This is a genomic window from Micromonospora sp. ZG13, from assembly GCF_059359355.1.
Genome location: NZ_JCADBQ010000016.1, coordinates 1 through 15,558, shown reverse-complemented (window position 1 = coordinate 15,558; position 15,558 = coordinate 1). Strand labels below are relative to the sequence as shown.

Below are 15,558 nucleotides of genomic sequence, written 5' to 3'. Positions count from 1 at the left end.
CGTACCGTCCCGGCATGGCTTTTCGCGACAAGGAACTTCGGGTGCCGGGACCTCTGACGGTCGCCGGCCGCCAGCTCAAGCGCTACCACGTCGACCAGCCGGGGTGCCGGATCTCCCCGGAGGTGCAACGGGCCGCGTACGCGGTGCTGCCCCGCCTGCTGCCCGCGCGCGACGGCGACGACACGCCGTCGGCCGGCTGGGTGGTGCTGCACCGGGGCGCCGACACGGGGGCGTACCTGCTGGCGTACAGCTGGGTCTGGGACAACGTGGTGGAGGTGCGGATCGCGGCGGCCGGCCAGCCCGCCGTGGGCTGCCCGGACGACGACCCGACGCGCTTCGTGGACCTTGAGCGCCCCTGGGCGGGCTGCGTCTGGGAACTGGGGGTGCTGGAACACGAGCGGGCCGCCTGGGTCCGGCACGTGTTGGCGCCGCAGCGTCCGGACCTGACCGGCTGGCTCGCCGACAGCCACGCCGAAGGGCCGGTGGGGCGCTGATGGGCGACTTCGACTTCCTCGCCGGCACCTGGAACGTGGCAAACCGGCGCCTGCGCGAGCGGCATGTCGGCGGCGACGACTGGGACGAGTTCCCCGGGGTCTCCGTGGCCCGCGGCTTCTTCGGCGGCGCCGGCAGCTTCGACGAGATCACCTTCCCCACGCGAGGCTTCTCCGGCGCGACCGTGCGGATCTTCGACCCGGCGGCGGGCAACTGGTCCATCTACTGGATGAGCAGCCGGCGCGGGATGCTGGAGCTGCCGCCGGTGGTGGGTCGGTTCGTCGACGGCGTGGGCACCTTCTTCGCCGACGACGTGGACGAGCAACGCCCGGTGCGGTGCCGGTTCGGGTGGTCCGCGATCACCGCGACCTCCTGCCGATGGGAGCAGGCGTTCTCCACCGACGGCGAGCGCACCTGGGAGACCAACTGGGTGATGGAGTTCACCCGGGCGTCGACGGGCTGACCGGTGCCACCGGCGGGGTGCGAAGTTCAGCCGGCCGGGCGCGGCGGCAGCCCGAGTCGCCGGCACGCCTCGCGGTACATCCGTACCACCTCCTGCCGGACCTGGGCGCGTTCGGTCAGCCGGTGGGCGAACGGCACCCGCACCGGGACCTCGACGTCGTCGACGGCGACGGCGAACTCCATGCCCTCGGCGTCCAGCCCGGTGGCCCGGGCCCGGGTGGCCGCGGGGTGACCGCCGAGCGCGCGGCAGATGAGCAGCGAGTCCTCGGCGTGGTCGTCGTTCATGTGCCGGCAGACGGCGGCGACCACGTCGGCGCCGAACGGGGCGCTCACGCGGCCGCCTCGGCGTCGGTGGCCGGCGCGAGGTGCGACAGGGCGGCGAGGACCTCGGTGTTGTGCCGGTACGCCACGAGCACCTCGGCCCGCAGCGCGGCCCGTCCCGCCTCGCCGAGCGGGAGGTCGTCCAGCCTGGCCCGGTAGGCGTCCTTGTACGCCTTCGGACTCGGGATCCGGTCGAACCGGTAGAACGCCGCCCCGGCGTCCCCGGTCAGCCCGTAGTGCCGGGCGAGCGACCGTCCGATGTGCAGGCCGCCGGAGAGGTCGCCGAGGTAGCGGGTGTAGTGGTGGGCGATGAACCGCTCCGGTGAGCCGGCGCGGACCGCGCCGAGGCGCTCGGCGTAGCAGGCCGTCGCCGGGGTCGGCTCGATCCGCCAGCGCCAGTCGGGACCGAGCAGGAACTCCAGGTCCGCGGCGAGGGCGGGCAGCCGGGTCAGCGCGTCGTCGACGAACGGGCCGGCGAGCGGGTCGTGGCGCATCGTCTCGGCGGCGCCCTCCAGCGCCTCGTAGATCACGTGGTGCTGCATCACGAGCACGGCGTAGGCGTCGCGGTCCAGGTCGCCCGCGACCAGTGCGGAGACGTACCGCTGGGACTCCGCGCCCTGGTGGGCGTCCTTGCTGGCGGCCCGCAGTTCGGCCGAGAACGGGGTGCTGGTCGCGTTCATGTCTCCTCCAGGGTGACGGGAGGCCGGGCCGGTCGCCGCCGTCGGCGGAACGATCAACGGTAGCCGGGTGCGGGGTCCGGCACGACCTCGCGTCCCGGCGGGCTCAGGCCGGTGGGGGAGGGGTGCCGCGGTAGATCGCCGCCAGCCAGACGTCACGCAGCACGTCGACCACGTCGCCCTCGGCCACCGCCGGCCCGTCGCCGGCGAACGTGGCGTACCAGACGCGCTCGTTCATGGAGTTGAGCGCGATGGCGAGGTCGCGGGCGGGTACGCCGTCGGGGGCCGCCCCGCGCCGCCGCTCGGCCTCGATCGCGGTCTCGATGGCGTGCGCCCAGCGCTCCAGCACCGCGGCCCAGAGCCGGCGCACCTCGGCGTTGGTGCCGCGTACCTGCGCGCAGGCCAGCACCACCGCCCGGTGCGCGCCGAACGTCTCGTGGAAGCGGTGGATCAGCTCCCGCCAGCGTGCCCGGGGATCCTCGGCCAGCCGCTCCAGCACGTCGCCGGCGGCGGCGTCGGCCTCCTCGGTTACCCGGTCCAGCAGCGTGAGCAGCACCGCGTCCTTGGACGGGAAGTAGAAGTAGAAGGTGGGCCGGGAGATGCCCGCGCCGCGCGCCAGGTCGTCGATGGAGATGTCGGCGAAGGCCCGCTCCCGCAGCAGCCGCTCGGCGGTGGACAGGATGGCCGACTCCCGTTCGTCACCGGCGGAGCGCGCCGCGCGCCGTCCGCGCCCGGTGGCGCTCCCGGCGGCCGTACGGGCGGGTGTCATGCCCGGTGACTCTACACCGGATCAACACGGTGTCGATCGAACTCGACAGGGTGTTGACGCGCCTCGACGGCCGTGGCTAGTGTCCGGTGTCACACGGCGGACGGGAGACGAGATGGCCACCGACCACGTCGACGTGCTCATCGTCGGGGCCGGCCTGTCCGGCGTCGGCGCCGCCTGTCACCTGCGCCGCCGCTGCCCCGACAAGACGTACGCGGTGCTGGAGTCCCGCGACGCGATCGGCGGCACCTGGGACCTGTTCCGCTATCCCGGCGTCCGGTCGGACTCCGACATGTTCACCCTCGGCTACTCCTTCAAGCCGTGGACCGACCCGAAGGCCATCGCCGACGGTGACGCCATCCGCGACTACGTCCGCCGCACCGCCGACGAGTACGGCGTCACCGACCACATCCGCTTCCGCCACCGCGTGCTGCGGGCCGACTGGGACAGCGCCAGCGCCCGCTGGACGGTGCACGCCCACCGCGACGACACCGGCGAGACGGTCGTGCTGACCTGCTCCTTCCTGTTCACCTGCGCGGGCTACTACCGCTACGACGCCGGCTACACCCCCGCGCTGCCGGGCGCCGAGCGCTTCGCCGGGCGGATCGTGCACCCGCAGCACTGGCCCGACGACCTCGACCACACCGGCAAGCGGGTGGTGGTGATCGGCAGCGGCGCCACCGCCGTGACCCTGGTGCCGGCGATGGCCGAACGGGCCGCCCACGTCACGATGCTCCAGCGCTCACCCACGTACGTCCTGGCGCTGCCCTCGCGCGACGTGCTCGCCGACGCGCTGCGGCGCTGGCTGCCGGCGAAGGCCGCGTATCCGGTGGTGCGGTGGAAGAACGTCCTGCTCTCCACCGCCAACTTCCAGCTCAGCCGGCGCGCGCCCGCCCTGGTCCGGCGGCTGCTGCTGCGCGCCGCCCGGGGCCGGCTGCCGGCCGGCTACGACGTCGACCGGCACTTCTCGCCCCGCTACGACCCGTGGGACCAGCGGCTGTGCGTGGTGCCCGACGGCGACCTGTTCACGGCACTGGCGCGGGGGCGCGCTTCGGTCGTCACGGACACCATCGAGACGTTCACCGAGCGGGGCGTCCGCCTCGCCTCCGGCGAGGAACTGGCCGCGGACGTCGTGGTCACCGCCACCGGGCTCAACCTGCTGGCCCTCGGTGGCATGACGCTGAGCGTGGACGGCGCGCGGGTGGACCTGCCCGGCACCGTCGCCTACAAGGGCATGATGCTCTCCGGGGTCCCGAACTTCGCGATGACCATCGGCTACACCAACGCCTCGTGGACGCTCAAGGCCGACCTGGTCGCCACCTACGTCTGCCGGCTGCTGCGGCACCTGGACCGCGCCGGTCAGCAGGTCGTCACCCCGCTGCCGCCCCCCGACGGGGAGCGCGAGCCGATCATCGACCTGACGGCCGGCTACGTGCTGCGCAGCGTCGACGTCCTGCCCAAGCAGGGCACCCGGGCGCCCTGGCGGCTGCACCAGAACTATCCCCGGGACGTCCTGCTGATGCGGCACGGCCGGCTCACCGACCCCGGCGTGCGCTTCTCCCGCGCCGGCACACCGCAAAGGAGGACCGTCCGTGCGTAGGTTCGTCTTCACCGGCGGCACGGCCGTGGTGACCGGCGCCGCCAGCGGGATCGGGGAGGCCCTCGCCCACTCGCTCGCCCGCCGGGGCAGCGACCTGGTGCTGGTCGACCGCGACGCCGGCCGGCTCGACGCCGTCGTCGCGGCGGTCCGCGCCGCGTACCCCGACCGGCAGCTCACCGCCCACGTGGTCGACCTGGCCGACGCCGCCGCGACCGCCCGGGTGGCGGAGGAGATCCGGCAGCGGCACCCGGCGGTACGGCTGCTGGTCAACAACGCCGGGGTGGCGCTGGGTGGGCGCTTCGACCAGGTGAGCCTGGACGAGTTCAGCTGGGTCGTCGACGTCAACTTCCGGGCCGTCGTGCAGCTGACCCACGCGCTGCTGCCCACCCTGCGGGCCGAGCCGGGCGCGCACCTGGTCAACATCTCCAGCCTCTTCGGGATCATCGCCCCGGCGGGGCAGACCGCCTACTCGGCCAGCAAGTTCGCCGTCCGGGGCTTCACCGAGGCGCTGCGCCAGGAACTGGCCGGCGAGGGGATCGGGGTGACCTGCGTGCACCCGGGCGGCATCCGCACCCGCATCGCGCAGAACGCCCGGGTGGGCGCCGGCGTGCCCGCCGGGGAGTTCGAGACCGGCCGCCGGCAGTTCGAGCGGCTGCTGACCATCGACCCCGCCACGGCCGCCGAGGTGATCCTGCGCGGCGTGCACCGCCGCCGGGGCCGGGTGCTGATCGGCTGGTCGGCGAAACTGCCCGACCTGCTGGCCCGGGCGGCGCCGGTGTCGTACCAGCGGGTCCTCGCCTTCGGCCTGAACCGGATCGCGGGCGAGTCCACCCGCCGGCTCACCACCGGGCGACCCGCCCCGGCGCAGCGGCAGCCCGAGGCGACCCCGGGGGCCGACCCGGCCGGGGAGCCGGCGTGAGCGCCCCGGCGGGACGCCGGCACGTCACCGTGGACGGCCGGCGGGTGTGCCACCGCGTCGACGGCGACGGGCCACCGGTGCTGCTGCTGCACGGCATCGGCCGCACCCTGCGCGACTTCACCGAGCTGCACGAGCTGCTCGCCGAGCGGTTCCGGGTGCACAGCGTCGACCTGCCCGGCTACGGCGGTTCGTTGCCGATGGCCCGCCCCTGCACCCTGTCGGCGCTGGGCGAGTTCGCCGCCCGCTACCTCGACGCCGTCGGCGTCGAGAAGCCGGTGCACGTGGTCGGCAACTCCCTCGGCGGCGCGGTCGCCATGCGCCTCGCGGCGTCCGAGCCGGCCCGGGTCGGCAGCCTGACGCTGGTCAACAGCGCCGGCTTCGGCCGGGAGGTCACCATCGCGCTGCGGCTGCTGGCGCTGCGCCCGTTGGGCCGACTGCTGCTGCGCCCCACCCGCTGGGCGGCCCGCCGCGCCGAGCGGTCCCTCTTCCACGACCCGGCGCACGCCACCGCCGAACGCGTCGCCCACGCCCTGGCGGTCGCCCGCCAGCCGTACGCCGCCCGGGTCATGCTGGAGACGGCGCGCGACCTCGGCACCCTCCGGGGCGTGAGCCCGCGGTGGCGCGAGGAGCTGCTGGCCGAGGTGCAGCGACTCGACGTGCCCACCCTGGTCGTCTGGGGCGACCGGGACCTGATCCTGCCGGCGACGCACCTCGACGCCGCCCGGTCCCGGCTGCCGAAGGCCCGCACCCACCTGTTCGCCGACTGCGGGCACATGCCGCAGATCGAGTGCGCGGCCGAGTTCCACCGCCTGCTCGTCGACTTCTGGGCCGAGGCCGGCGCGGATCCCGCCGGCAGGTGAGCCGGCGGCGGGACGGGGAAAGCGGGCCGGGTGCCCGAGCTGACCCTGTTCCTCGGCGGCGACGTGATGACCGGCCGGGGCGTGGACGCGATCCTGCCCGCGCCCGGCCCGCCCGAGCTGCGCGAACCGGCGGTACGCGACGCCCGCGCCTACGTCGACCTGGCCCGCGCCGCCAACGGGCCGGTGCCGCGTCCGGCGCCCCCGGCCTGGCCGTGGGGCGAGGCGCTCGACCTGCTCGACGAGGTGCGGCCCGACGCGCGCGTGGTCAACCTGGAGACCGCGGTGACCGGTCGGGGTGAGCACGCACCGGCCAAGGCGATCCACTACCGGATGCACCCGGGAAACCTCGACTGCCTCGCGGCCGCCCGGCTCGACGTCTGCGCCCTGGCCAACAACCACAGCCTCGACTTCGGCCCGGTGGGGCTCACCGACACCCTCGACGCGCTCGCCGCCGCCGGCATCGCCACGGCGGGCGCCGGCCGGGACGCGGCCTCGGCCTGGCGACCCGCCCGGGTGCCCCTCGGCGCGGGCGGACGGCTGCTCGTCTGGTCGGTGGCCGCGCCGTCGAGCGGGGTGCCCCCGCCCTGGGCGGCCACCGCCGGGGCGCCCGGGGTGGCGTACCTGCCGGAGGTCTCGGTCGCCTCGGCGGACGCGCTGGCGGCACGGATCGCCGCCGTGGCCGGGCCCGGGGACCGGGTGCTGGTCTCCGTGCACTGGGGCACCAACTGGGGGTACGAGGTGCCGCCCGCGCACGTCGACTTCGCCCACCGGCTCGTCGACGCCGGCGTGGACGTGGTGCACGGCCACTCGTCGCACCATCCGCGCCCCGTCGAGGTGTACCGCGAGCGGCTGATCCTCTACGGCTGCGGCGACCTTCTCGACGACTACGAGGGCATCGGCGGACGGGAGGCGTACCGGCCGTGGCTGCGGCTGCTGTGGCTGCCGACCCTCGACGCGGCCACCGGTGCGCTGCGGCGACTGCGGGCGGCCCCGGTGCGGATGCGCCGGCTGCGGCTGGCGCGGGCCGCGCCCGACGAGGCGCGCTGGCTCGCGGGGCTGCTCGGCGGCTTCGGCCCACCGTTCGTGTCCGGGTGCGCCGTCGACGACGACGGCCTGCTGGCACTGCGAGCGCGCTGACGGGTGGCGCGCGCCACCTCAGGCGGGGGCGCGGGGGTGCGCCGGCGCGACGGGATCCACGATAGATACATGACGCATCCCTCCTCGCCGGGCCGGACGGCCGCGCCCTCCGCCGCCGAGCGGGCCTACCGGCACCTCAAGCGCGAGATCCTGGAGCAGATCCACCCGGGCGGCTCGCTGGTCAGCGAGGGGGAGATCGCCGAGGCCACCGGGGTCTCCCGCACCCCCGTCCGGGAGGCGCTGCTGCGCCTGGAGGCGGAGGGACTGGTCCGGCTCTATCCGAAGCGGGGCGCGCTGATCCGCCCGGTCTCCGCCCGCGAGATCAACGACGTGATCGAGGCGCGGCGGCTGGTCGAACTGCACGCCGCCGAGCGCGTCTGGCCCCGGCGCGCGGCGCTGCGCGGCGACCTCGCCGCCCGGCTGGCCGAGATGCGCGCCGCGCACGCCGCCGGCGACCTCGCCGCGCTCATGCAGGCCGACCGGGCCTTCCACGCGACCGTGGTGGAGGCGGCCGGCAACGAGATCCTCGCCGAGCTGTACCAGCGGCTGCGCGACCGGCAGCTGCGGATGGGCGAGGCCAGCTTCCGGCTCTCGCCCGGCTGGGCCGAGACGGCGCTCACCGAGCACGCCGAGCAGGTCGCGGCGCTCGACTCCGACGACCCCCGGCGGTGGCTCGCCGCCGTCGCCGCGCACATCGACAACGCCGCGGACGTGCTGCGGACCCTGCGGTGAGGGTGCTGACCGCACCGGTCTCCTCGCGGCGGTCGGCGGGCGGCCTCGTCTGGGGCGTCGCCGTGGCCGCGTACGTGGCAGCCGTGTTCCACCGCAGTTCGCTCGGCGTCACCGGCGTCGACGCGACGCACCGCTTCGACGTCAACGCCTCGGCGCTGGCCACCTTCTCCGTCGCCCAGCTCGCCGTGTACGCGGCGATGCAGGTCCCGGTCGGCGTGCTGCTCGACCGGTTCGGGTCCCGCCGGCTGCTCATCGCCGGCGGCGCCCTGATGGTGGCCGGCCAGCTCTGCTTCGCCTTCGCCACCGACGTGCCCCTGGCGATCGCCGCCCGCGTGCTGATCGGGCTCGGCGACGCGATGACCTTCATCAGCGTGCTGCGCATCGTGGCGCTGTGGTTCCCGGGGCGGCGCTACGCGATGATGACCCAGCTCACCGGCACCCTCGGCCAGCTCGGGGCGATCCTCGGCGCCGTACCGCTGGTGGCGCTGCTGCACTCGGCGGGCTGGACCCCCGCCTTCGTGACCGCCGCGGCGGTCGGGGCGAGCGTGCTGCTGATGATCGTCGTCGCCGTCCGGGACACCCCGGGCGGGTCGGTCCCGGCCGGTGCGGCACCCACCCTCGCCGGCGTCCGCCGGGAGCTGGCCGCCGCGTGGGCTGCGCCGGGCACCCGCCTGGGGCTCTGGACGCACTTCGTCACCCAGTTCTCCGGCGCCGTGTTCGCCCTGCTCTGGGGGTACCCGTTCCTCGTGCAGGGGCAGGGGCTCAGCCCGACCACGGCGGCGTCGCTGCTCACCCTGATGACGGCCGCCATGCTGCTGACCGGGCCGGTGGTCGCCCACCTGTGCGCCCGGCACCCGTTCCACCGCTCGGTGCTCGTCTTCGCGATCACCGGCGCCACCGCCGCGGTCTGGGCCGTCGTGCTCGCCTGGCCGGGGCGCGCGCCGGGCTGGCTGCTGGTCGTGCTGGTGCTGGTGCTCGCCGTCAACGGCCCGGCCTCGCTCATCGGGTTCGACTACGCGCGCAGCTTCAACCCGGTCAACCGGATCGGCAGCGCCACCGGGGTCGTCAACGTCGGCGGCTTCGTCGCCTCGATCGTGCTGGTGCTGGCCGTGGGCGTCGTGCTCGACCTGGCCACCCCGGCCGAGCGGGCCACCCCGGACCTGGCCGCCTTCCGGTGGGCCTTCGCCGTGCAGTACCTCCTCTGGGCGCTCGGCGCGGTCCAGGTGCTGCGCTACCGCAACGCGGCCCGCCGCGACCTCGCCGCACGGACACCCGCCGCGACGCCGAGCTGACCCGTCGCACCGGCCGCGTGACGCCCACCGCCCTCCCCCGGGGCGGGGCGCGAGACCCGGCGCGGGCGTGTTCGCCCGCCGCCGGCGCGGGACGTCAGCGCCGACGGCGGCCGTGGGTGAGGTCGTCCAGCACCAGGGTCAGGCCGGCCCCGAGCAGCCAGACGTCCTTGGCCAGGCCGATGCCCTGCTGGGTGGGCCGGAGGCTGCCCGCCTCGCGCATCCCCGGCGTGCGCAGGTAGAGCTGCACCAGGCCCGCGCCGAACGCGGCCAGCCCCAGCCCGGCCAGCGCCGACGGGACGAACGGCGCGAGCAGCGCGGCGCCCAGGGCGATCTCGGCCCGCGAGAGCAGCCGGGCGAACCGGTCCGGGTCGAGCCTGCCGAGCTGCGGCACGGCCCCGACAGCCATCGCGTGCACGCCCTGCGCGGCCTCGCCCTCCAGCGACCGCTTGCCCAGCCCCGAGTTGAGGACGAACGCGCCGATGCTGACCCGCAGCGGCAGATGGCTGACCTTCATGGCGCACTCCCGTCCGAGCGTCGAACCGTGCCCCCGCCTACCCGCCGCCACCCGGGATAACCGCCCGGCGGCCCCGGGTCGTCCGCGACGATCGGGGGTAGTTTCGCCCGAGGAACGTGATCGAGGTGCCGCGTCAGCGCACCGACGGACGGCGGCGCGACGCGTCGGCGTGGAGCAGGAGGAACCGTGAGCCAGGAGGTCAGGGGAGTCATCTCCCGCAGCAAGGGCGCGCCGGTCGAGGTGACCACGATCGTGCTGCCCGACCCGGGGCCGGGCGAGGCGATCGTGCGGATCCAGTCCTGCGGGGTCTGCCACACCGACCTGCACTACCGGGAGGGCGGCATCAACGACGACTACCCGTTCCTGCTCGGGCACGAGGCCGCCGGCATCGTCGAGCAGGTCGGGCCGGGCGTCGACGGCGTCGCGCCGGGCGACTTCGTGGTGCTCAACTGGCGGGCCGTCTGCGGGGAGTGCCGGGCCTGCCGCCGGGGCCGCCCGTGGTACTGCTTCGCCACCCACAACGCGGCGCAGAAGATGACCCTCACCGACGGCACCGAGCTCACGCCGGCGCTGGGCATCGGCGCCTTCGCCGAGAAGACCCTGGTCCACGCCGGGCAGTGCACCAAGGTCGACCCGGCGGCCCGGCCCGCCGCCGTCGGTCTGCTCGGCTGCGGCGTGATGGCCGGTCTCGGGGCCGCCATGAACACCGGCGGGGTCACCCGGGGCGACTCGGTGGCCGTGATCGGCTGCGGCGGTGTCGGGGACGCGGCGGTCGCCGGCGCGGCGCTGGCCGGCGCGACGACGATCGTCGCCGTGGACACCGACCCCCGCAAGCTCGACTGGGCCCGGAAGTTCGGCGCCACCCACACCGTCAACGCCCGCGAGGACGACCCGGTCGAGGCGATCCGCGCCGCCACCGGCGGCTTCGGCGCCGACGTCGTGATCGACGCCGTCGGTCGCCCCGAGACCTGGAAGCAGGCCTTCTACGCCCGCGACCTCGCCGGCACCGTCGTGCTGGTGGGCGTACCGACGCCGGAGATGACCGTCGAGGTGCCGCTGCTCGACGTCTTCGGCCGGGGCGGCGCGTTGAAGTCCAGCTGGTACGGCGACTGCCTGCCCAGCCGCGACTTCCCCATGCTCACCGAGCTCTACCTTCAGGGCCGGCTCGACCTGGACGCCTTCGTCACCGAGGAGATCGCCCTGGAACAGGTCGAGGAGGCGTTCGCCCGCATGCACCGGGGCGACGTGCTGCGCTCGGTGGTGGTGCTCTGATGGCCGCCCGCGTCGACCACGCCGTCACCTCCGGCACGTTCTCCCTCGACGGCCAGACCTTCGACGTGGACAACAACGTGTGGGTCGTCGGCGACGACACCGAGTGCGTCGTCGTCGACGCCCCGCACGATGTCGACGCGATCCTGGCCGCCGTCGGCGACCGGCGGGTGCGGGCGATCCTCGCCACCCACGCGCACGACGACCACGTCCGGGTGGCCCCGGCGCTGGCCCGGGCCACCGGCGCGCCCGTGCTGCTGCACCCGGCCGACCGGGTGCTGTGGGACATGGTGCACCCCGACGAGGCACCTGGCGGGGAGCTGCGCGACGGGCAGACCGTCGAGGTGGCGGGCACCGCGCTGACCGTGCTGCACACGCCCGGGCACAGCCCCGGCGCGTGCAGCTTCCACGCGCCGCAGCTCGGCGTCGTCTTCACCGGCGACACGCTCTTCGCCGGCGGGCCGGGGGCGACGGGACGCTCGTACAGCGACTTCGGCACCATCGTCGCCTCGATCCGGGACCGGCTGCTCACGCTCCCACCGGAGACGGTCGTGCACACCGGGCACGGGGAGAGCACCACCGTCGCGGCGGAGGCTCCCCACCTCGACGAGTGGCTGGCCCGCGGCCACTGAGCGGCCGGCGGGCGTCCCGGGCAGTCGCCGTACGGGCTGCCCGGGACCGCTCGGCGGCCTACCTCCCGGGCCGGGTCACGCCGGGCGGCGCACGTGCATCCGGATGGTCGTGCCGGCGGCGGTCGTGTGTACGCGCACCAGGTCGCACAGCGCCTGCACGATCACCAGCCCCCGGCCGCCGATGCCGTCCGCCGCCGGGGTCAGCCGCCCCGCCAGCGGGTCGGTCAGCGAACCGTCGTCGTGGATCTCGCAGACCAGGTGCTCGACCGTCCGCCACACGCGCAGCACACCGGCGCCGCCGGCGTGCGCGACGCTGTTGGTCGCCAGCTCGGTCACCGCGATCTGAAGGTCGGCCAGCCGGTCCGCGTCCAGCCCCGCGGCCTCCCCGTGCCCGGCCACGAACCGGCGCACGGCGGAGAGCGTGTCCAGCTCGTACGCCAGCGCCGAGACCGGTTCCGTCGGGCTCGACAGGGGCTCGTTGTAGCGGGCCACCACCTCCGCCGGGGCGTAGCGCGGGCTCGGCCGTCGCCCGGCGCCGTCGACGAGCACGGGGTGCGTGGCGCACGCGTCGGCCAGCACGTCGGCGTCGAGCCCGGCGGTGTCGTACGGGCAGAGGATGGTCGCGTCGCGGCCGGCGAAGGCCATGTTGATCAGCGCCTCGTGCTGGGCGCACGCCGGGTACTCCGTGTCGCTGCGCCCGGCCCAGATCGGCTCGCCGATGATGCGCACCCGCCGGCCGGCGTGCTGGTCGATGAACGCCTGCAACACCCACGGGATGATCCGGCCCGGGTTGCGGCCGGCCTGCGTCATGTCCGCCCAGCGCACGGTGTCGGCGGGGCCGACCTCGGCGCGGACCCGCCGCAGGTTGGCGCCCGGCATCGCGACCAGCACCGGCTCCCCGGCGGCGATACCGTCGGTGATGAACGGGACCGTGCCGGCGAGCAGCGCCCGCGGACCGTCGTAGAAGAACCCCTCGTGCACGAAGGCGCCCTGCTCGACCACGGCACCACCAGTCATTCGTCGCCTTCCGGTTGGCGCCCCCCACTGTAATCGTCGGTCCAGATGCCGGCCCACCGGGTGAAACGTCGGCGTCCACCGGGCTCCGCCGAAGACCGCGATCGGGCCGACGCGGGCGTGCCGGCCAGGATGCCACCGAAGCGAAAAGGGGGTGCGTCCCCGCCCACGCATGGGAGACATTCGTCGCCGTGCGACCCACCGCTGAACCGGCCGCCGCGCAGGCGGCACCGGTACTCACCGCCGCCCAGAGCGCCGCCCTCGCGTACGTCCGCGCGGTGGCGCTGCGTGACCGTCCTGCCGCCCTGGCCGCCATCGCCCGGGCGCTCGCCGGCTCCGGCGTCACCCACGGTCCGGAGCTGTTGATCGCGGCGGTCGGCCGGCACGGGCGGCTCACCCTCAACTTCCACCCCGACCGGCTGCTCGCCGACGGGCGTACGGTCGCCGAGGCCCTCGCCGCCGAGGGCGTCTACCGCAGCCAGTTCGAGACGGGCATCTCCAACGGCGGCCTGACCGCCTTCCCCGGCGGTGACCGGGACCGTTGGGAGGAGTCCCTCTTCGGCGGCGCCTACCAGGCACCCGGCGTACCCCTCGCGGACCGGCCGAAGTACGGCGGCCTGAACCTGCTCGACCATCCCGACGGCGCGTGCCCCCGGTTCGGCTCCTGTCACCTGCGGCTGCGTCCGCAGGTGCTCGCGCGGGCCACGTTCTGCTTCGGCGACAGCCACCTCGGCCCCCGGGACCTGGGCACCGTCGACGTCTTCGAGCCGGTGCTGGCGGCCCTGCTGGCCGCCACCGACGACACCGGGATCAGCCTCGGCGTGCCGGGCGACGTGGTGAGCCTGGCCCAGGCCCTGCTGCGCCGCCGGGAGGACGCCGCGTGGGCCCCCGGCGCGGCGGGGCGCGCGCTCGACGACTACATCGAGGCCCAGATCCACGGCGAGCTGAGCCTCGCCCGCGACGTGGAGGCGATGGTCGTCGACCCGTCCTTCCGGGGCACCGAGGCCGGGGAGATCCTCGCCGCGCTCGCCCGACGGCACGGCTTCGCCCTGCTCTGGCACGCCGGGTTCGCGCTTCCCGTCGACCGGATAGACGCCGACTTCCGGGGCCCGGCCATCCCGCCGCTGGCCGCCCGGGTGCACGCCGAGTTCGCCCGGCCGGGGGAGCTGGTCGACGCCGCCCTGATCGGCCGGGCGGCGGCCTCGGTGGTCAGGGAGCCGTCCCGCTGGGCCGACCGTGGGCCGACGCACGTGACCCTCCAGCACCTCAAGCAGCTCTGGCACGTCCTGGTCCGCTTCGGCGCCCCGCGCGACGCCTAGGAACGAACGCCCCCGCGCTGCCGCGCGGTCTGCGGCTCATCGGGACGGGGCGTTGCTGCCCCTGCGTCCGATCCGCGTAGTGACCCCGGTCACAGCCGACTGCGGCCGGCGCATATCCGGAATGACCGACAGGCCCGGCTGGTTGTGTCCCCCGTACCGCCGGAGCCGAAACCCGTCCGGCACGGAAGTTTCCCCTCCAGGAGTGCTCATCCAGGGAGCGCTTCGCCTGACCGAAAGGGCAACCATCGTGAAGTACGACTTCACTCGATGGCTCCCGGCCATCGCGAAGGACCCGACGGACTCGAACCGCAAGATCGCTCTGTCCGTGGTGGGTGTCGCCGCCCTCGGTGGTCTCGCCTTCGGCCCGACGGCCGTGGCCGCGCCGGTCACGTCCGCGCCCCACGAGGGTGCCGTGGCGGCGATCGAGCAGGCCACCGGCAAGAGCCGGCCGGGCGCGGCCGAGGAGTCGGCACTGACCACGGGCGGTACGACCACCAAGCCCTCCGCCGACAAGCCCAGCCGCGAGAAGCTCATCCCGCACGGCGTGCAGGGCGCCCAGTCGCGCATCCCGCTCGACGACGCGCAGCTCGCCAACGCCAAGGCCATCATCGAGGAGGCCAAGGAGAGCGGTGTGGGTGAGCGGGGCGCCGTCATCGGCATCGCCACGTCGCTTCAGGAGTCGAAGCTCTACAACCTCGGCCACCTGGGCGTGTACAACGACCACGACTCGCAGGGCCTGTTCCAGCAGCGCCCGTCGTCGGGTTGGGGCTCGCCCGAGCAGATCACCGACCCCGAGTACGCCTCGGAGGCGTTCTACCGGGCGCTCAAGAACGTGGGCGGCTGGCAGGACCTGCCGCTGACCTCCGCCGCGCAGACCGTGCAGGTCTCGGCCTACCCCTTCGCGTACGCGCAGTGGGAGGAGCAGGCGGCGGACATCGTGTCCCAGCTCTGGTGACGATCGCGTGACACCGGCCGGTCCCCGCCCCGGGGGCCGGCCGGTCGCGTCCATGCCGACGACGTCCCGCATCCGGACCACCGCCCATGTGCACCACCCGCCAGGCGACCGCCGCCCCGGCCGCAGCCGGCGCAGCGTCTCGTCGTGGTGGCCAGCGCGAGCCCTGTCGAGCTGCCCCGTCCACGAGACCGCCTTCCAGGTCCGGGCCCGCCACGCCGGCGGGGGACCACCGGTGGAACACCAGGGGTGTCACCGGGGCCGGGAGACACCCCTGGTGTTCCACCGGTGGCCGTCGCCAGCGTCCCTGCTCTCGAATCCGTCCGCTGCGGCTCCGTTTCGGGGCCGGTCTGCGTCCGGGCCGGGTCTGGGTCCCGTGAGATCTTGGTGGGAGAGTGCCCCTCCAGGGGCGTGAAGCTACCAAGATCTCGGTCGGTCGCGATCATGCCTGGCTGCGTTGTGTGTCCGGTTGTGGCGTAGGCGTGCGGTGGGCTTGGCTGGTCTGGTCCGGGGTGTTCGGTTTGGGGTGTGGTCGGGGGCATCGTGGGGGCGGAATCGTGGCGGGGGTGGGGTGGTTACATGATGCGTACGACCGAGTAG

At 74.9% G+C, this 15,558-nt stretch carries 17 protein-coding genes; 12 read left to right on the top strand and 5 right to left on the bottom strand.

The genetic code is table 11. From position 1 onward, the window contains the following. The first annotated feature begins 14 nt into the window (after positions 1-14). Together AC5L34_RS24870 and AC5L34_RS24865 are read left to right on the top strand one after the other, a co-directional pair. Positions 15-494 carry a hypothetical protein gene (locus AC5L34_RS24870; protein WP_441177136.1) on the top strand — a complete coding sequence of 160 codons (480 nt, stop codon included), beginning with the start codon at positions 15-17 and terminating at the stop codon, positions 492-494. Further along, positions 494-955: a hypothetical protein gene (locus AC5L34_RS24865; protein ID WP_494827170.1), complete on the top strand. Its 462-nt coding sequence runs from the start codon at positions 494-496 to the stop codon at positions 953-955. Before AC5L34_RS24870 ends, AC5L34_RS24865 begins: the two co-directional genes overlap by 1 nt. A gap of 26 nt (positions 956-981) precedes the next feature. Here AC5L34_RS24865 and AC5L34_RS24860 read toward each other — a convergent pair whose 3' ends face one another. The 3 genes from AC5L34_RS24860 to AC5L34_RS24850 form a co-directional block, all read right to left on the bottom strand. After that, positions 982-1,287 carry a DUF2470 domain-containing protein gene (locus AC5L34_RS24860; protein ID WP_441177134.1) on the bottom strand — a complete coding sequence of 102 codons (306 nt, stop codon included), beginning with the start codon at positions 1,285-1,287 and terminating at the stop codon, positions 982-984. Further along, on the bottom strand, positions 1,284-1,955 hold the full coding sequence (locus tag AC5L34_RS24855) for a biliverdin-producing heme oxygenase (protein ID WP_494827168.1): 672 nt from the start codon (positions 1,953-1,955) through the stop codon (positions 1,284-1,286). The genes AC5L34_RS24860 and AC5L34_RS24855 overlap by 4 nt, the downstream gene beginning before the upstream one ends. A gap of 103 nt (positions 1,956-2,058) precedes the next feature. Next, positions 2,059-2,721, bottom strand: coding sequence for a TetR/AcrR family transcriptional regulator (locus AC5L34_RS24850; protein WP_441177132.1), 663 nt, complete (start codon positions 2,719-2,721; stop codon positions 2,059-2,061). Positions 2,722-2,833: 112 nt separating this feature from the next. Here AC5L34_RS24850 and AC5L34_RS24845 point away from each other — a divergent pair, with 112 nt between their 5' ends. The 6 genes from AC5L34_RS24845 to AC5L34_RS24820 all read left to right on the top strand — a co-directional run bounded on the left by AC5L34_RS24845 (position 2,834) and on the right by AC5L34_RS24820 (position 9,258). Continuing rightward, positions 2,834-4,318 carry a flavin-containing monooxygenase gene (locus AC5L34_RS24845; protein ID WP_494827167.1) on the top strand — a complete coding sequence of 495 codons (1,485 nt, stop codon included), beginning with the start codon at positions 2,834-2,836 and terminating at the stop codon, positions 4,316-4,318. After that, a complete protein-coding gene (locus AC5L34_RS24840) occupies positions 4,311-5,237 on the top strand; it encodes an SDR family NAD(P)-dependent oxidoreductase (RefSeq protein WP_494827165.1) in 927 nt (308 codons plus the stop codon). Before AC5L34_RS24845 ends, AC5L34_RS24840 begins: the two co-directional genes overlap by 8 nt. After that, positions 5,234-6,097, top strand: a complete 864-nt coding sequence (locus AC5L34_RS24835) for an alpha/beta fold hydrolase (RefSeq protein ID WP_441177129.1) — start codon at positions 5,234-5,236, stop codon at positions 6,095-6,097. The genes AC5L34_RS24840 and AC5L34_RS24835 overlap by 4 nt, the downstream gene beginning before the upstream one ends. A gap of 30 nt (positions 6,098-6,127) precedes the next feature. After that, a complete protein-coding gene (locus tag AC5L34_RS24830; protein ID WP_441177128.1) occupies positions 6,128-7,234 on the top strand; it encodes a CapA family protein in 1,107 nt (368 codons plus the stop codon). 69 nt (positions 7,235-7,303) lie between these two features. Then, positions 7,304-7,966, top strand: a complete 663-nt coding sequence (locus tag AC5L34_RS24825; RefSeq protein WP_101409955.1) for a GntR family transcriptional regulator — start codon at positions 7,304-7,306, stop codon at positions 7,964-7,966. Continuing rightward, a complete protein-coding gene (locus tag AC5L34_RS24820) occupies positions 7,963-9,258 on the top strand; it encodes an MFS transporter (protein WP_494827162.1) in 1,296 nt (431 codons plus the stop codon). Before AC5L34_RS24825 ends, AC5L34_RS24820 begins: the two co-directional genes overlap by 4 nt. Positions 9,259-9,352: 94 nt before the next feature. Here the strand turns inward: AC5L34_RS24820 and AC5L34_RS24815 are convergent, their stop codons facing one another. Beyond that, a complete protein-coding gene (locus tag AC5L34_RS24815; protein WP_441177126.1) occupies positions 9,353-9,772 on the bottom strand; it encodes a hypothetical protein in 420 nt (139 codons plus the stop codon). A 186-nt stretch (positions 9,773-9,958) separates the two neighbouring features. Between AC5L34_RS24815 and AC5L34_RS24810 the strand changes: the two genes are divergently transcribed. Further along, positions 9,959-11,044 carry an S-(hydroxymethyl)mycothiol dehydrogenase gene (locus AC5L34_RS24810; RefSeq protein ID WP_441177125.1) on the top strand — a complete coding sequence of 362 codons (1,086 nt, stop codon included), beginning with the start codon at positions 9,959-9,961 and terminating at the stop codon, positions 11,042-11,044. Next, the gene (locus AC5L34_RS24805; protein WP_441177124.1) at positions 11,044-11,673 is read left to right on the top strand and encodes an MBL fold metallo-hydrolase; all 630 of its coding nucleotides are present in this window, start codon (positions 11,044-11,046) and stop codon (positions 11,671-11,673) included. Before AC5L34_RS24810 ends, AC5L34_RS24805 begins: the two co-directional genes overlap by 1 nt. A 75-nt stretch (positions 11,674-11,748) precedes the next feature. Here the strand turns inward: AC5L34_RS24805 and AC5L34_RS24800 are convergent, their stop codons facing one another. Continuing rightward, positions 11,749-12,690: an anti-sigma factor RsbA family regulatory protein gene (locus tag AC5L34_RS24800; protein WP_441177123.1), complete on the bottom strand. Its 942-nt coding sequence runs from the start codon at positions 12,688-12,690 to the stop codon at positions 11,749-11,751. 188 nt (positions 12,691-12,878) lie between these two features. Here AC5L34_RS24800 and AC5L34_RS24795 point away from each other — a divergent pair, with 188 nt between their 5' ends. Together AC5L34_RS24795 and AC5L34_RS24790 are read left to right on the top strand one after the other, a co-directional pair. Continuing rightward, on the top strand, positions 12,879-14,006 hold the full coding sequence (locus AC5L34_RS24795; RefSeq protein ID WP_494827160.1) for a DUF3626 domain-containing protein: 1,128 nt from the start codon (positions 12,879-12,881) through the stop codon (positions 14,004-14,006). Positions 14,007-14,253: 247 nt separating this feature from the next. Then, positions 14,254-14,961: a hypothetical protein gene (locus AC5L34_RS24790; protein WP_494827158.1), complete on the top strand. Its 708-nt coding sequence runs from the start codon at positions 14,254-14,256 to the stop codon at positions 14,959-14,961. The last annotated feature ends 597 nt before the right edge of the window (positions 14,962-15,558 follow it).